2 protein-coding genes are annotated in these 2431 nt (G+C 38.9%); both read right to left on the reverse strand.

The annotated features are described in order from the left end of the window. On the reverse strand, positions 1-721 hold a 721-nt coding region (istB, locus tag ACFQ4A_RS16500), incomplete at its 3' end, for an IS21-like element helper ATPase IstB (RefSeq protein WP_382402508.1). Beyond that, positions 702-2267: an IS21 family transposase gene (gene istA / locus ACFQ4A_RS16505; RefSeq protein ID WP_382402509.1), complete on the reverse strand. Its 1566-nt coding sequence runs from the start codon at positions 2265-2267 to the stop codon at positions 702-704. The genes istB and istA, both read right to left, overlap by 20 nt. Positions 2268-2431 lie beyond the last annotated feature (164 nt).

A 2431-nucleotide genomic window follows, 5' to 3' on the forward strand; every position in this document is an offset into this window, starting at 1 on the left:
TCATGGAAACTCCTCCGTCGATAAAGATATCATAGGAATTATGAATGATACGATCCAATATGGCTTCTGCCAGGGTCCCATCTCCCAGCTTTTCGTACCATCCTTCTATTTCAAATTGAGAACAGAAAATGTTTGATTTCTTACCGAGATAACGTGAATTAACAATTTCCAATAATAAGGTTGCTTCCTCTTTAGAAAGGTCAAATAATAGCCACTCGTCCAGAATCAAAAGATCAACCTTGATGAGTTTTTTCATCAACTTCGAATAACTGCCATCTGCCTGATATTTAGCTATCTTAAATTCTTCTAAAAGATCCGGCAATCGTGTATATTTTACTCTGTAGTATTGACGGCAAGCTTGTACACCATATGCCGTGGCCAACCAGGTTTTCCCTGCGCCTGAAATACCTTTAAATATGATGTCTCTTCCTTCTGCTATATAATCCCCTGTAGATAACTTCATCAATAAATCTTTATTGAGTTTGCGATCTGAATCATAAATAATTTCTTCGATAGCTGCTTTTTCAGGGAATTTGGCTTGTTTTAAAAGTCTGTCCAGTTTGTTACTTTTGCGAACACTTTCTTCATGATCTAACAGGAGACCAAGTAATTCATCGAAGCTCATCTCATTAAAAGAAGGATTCGCGAATAATGTCTCATAGGATTCTGCCATTCCAGATAGTTTTAATGCTTTCATTTTATCATAGTTTTGTTGATTCATTTTTCTTCCCTCCAAAATAAGAAGCTCCACGTGTGAATCCATATTTTTCATCTGTTGTTTCTGAATTAATTTCCGACGCTTTGCGTTCATCTTCTTTATGCACCGTCTTTATCATTGTTTGCACACTTTTGACCGTCGGTCGATTCGTGGCTTCAAGTACTAATTTACAGGCATGTTCAATTTCATAAGACGAGTAAGTCCGCTCTAATTTTTTTAATGTGAAAACAGCGTTCAATGCTTGTTTTTCCACATTGTATTGGTTCAGAATAAAAGTAACTATCTGCGAAGCAAAGGGCCCAACTTCTGCAGCCCATTTCATGGCTTCTTCAGGCGTTTGCTCCACATATAAACGATGATTGTCCGGCATATGTTCCTTTAGAGTGGAGAATTGCCCAAACTTGCCATATAATATTTGATGAGAAGCTACTCTCATGTGATTGAAATACACTTCGATCACATGAGATGACACTTTAATTTCCACTTCTTTTCCAATTAACTCATGTGGAACAGAGTAAAACATACTGTTAACGGTAATATGGTAGTCAGGTCGGACCTTTGCTTTTCGCCATGTTGATAGTTTGTATGGCGTATCCGGAAGAGGGGAAAGGGCAAATTTCTCTTCTTCCAGGAATGCCGACCATCTTGAGCCCGGTCTATTTTGAAATGGCCTATTATTTAACGTTTCTAGTTTTCCCCAAATCTCTTGATTCAGTTCTTCTAATGAAAAGCACGTAACGTTTCTCAAAGCCTGAATAATCCAAGTCGTAACGATATTAACGGAGCCTTCGACACTGGCTTTATCTTTCGGTGAACGTACACGTGCAGGCATAATGACTGTTTCATAATGAGCAGCCATTTCCGCATACGTCTTATTCAAAATCAGTTCTTTAGAAGTATGCTTTGTGACGCCTGTTTTCAAATTGTCAGGAACAATGATCTGTGGCGTCCCGCCAATATATTCAAATGTATGTTGATGCAACCGAACCCATGAAAAGAGATCCATATTATATGCACCTTCCACGTAGAATAATTGGGAACATGGTAAGGTAGCGATAAAAACATAGACTTTTCGTTTTTCGCCAGTATCTGGATCAACAACGGACAGTGTAGTTCCAGCCCAATCCACTTCTAAAACTTCCCCTGGCTTACGCCAAATACGCATCGTTGCTTTATGTTTCATGGCATAATTATGATAATGCTCAGCGAATGTGCGATAGGCATAGGGAATTTTCTTCGCACTATGTGCTTCCCTCACATATTCATCATGTAGGAGTGTCAATGTAACATTCGGTTTGGACAATTCCTTATGAATTCTTTCAAAATCCATTGAGTGTCTCCCGTTCACTTCTTGCTTTTTTTCCGGATAAAGAAAGTCTTCTAACCAAGGGTCCGTTATGTCATCATCTAACGGTAGTTTCACCCCTTTCCTTTCCGCAAGCTGAATCACCTCCGTAACTTTTTGACGGGAATGACGTGTCATCATAGCGATCCCACGCAATGAAACATCATCCCCATGTAATTCCAAGATCTTTCGATATGGAAACATAAAAAAACCTCCTGTATCTCTAATGTCATGCCTAAAGGCATGCCCACTAAGTATACAGGAGTTTTTATTGATATTGGTAAATTGTTCCGCAAGGAGTGGTGAAACTAGTCGCAATCACTGGTACAAATAACCGCAAGGTTGGTACAAGTTAAATGCAATAATCA

This window comes from Lentibacillus salinarum, from assembly GCF_042679865.1.
GTDB classification, from domain to species: Bacteria; Bacillota; Bacilli; order Bacillales; family Amphibacillaceae; genus Lentibacillus; species Lentibacillus salinarum.

What these genes read in the sequence shown, in the direction of transcription:
- istA (WP_382402509.1), bottom strand. Translation starts at nt 2,267, where the DNA reads ATGTTTCCATATCGAAAGATCTTGGAATTACATGGGGATGATGTTTCA.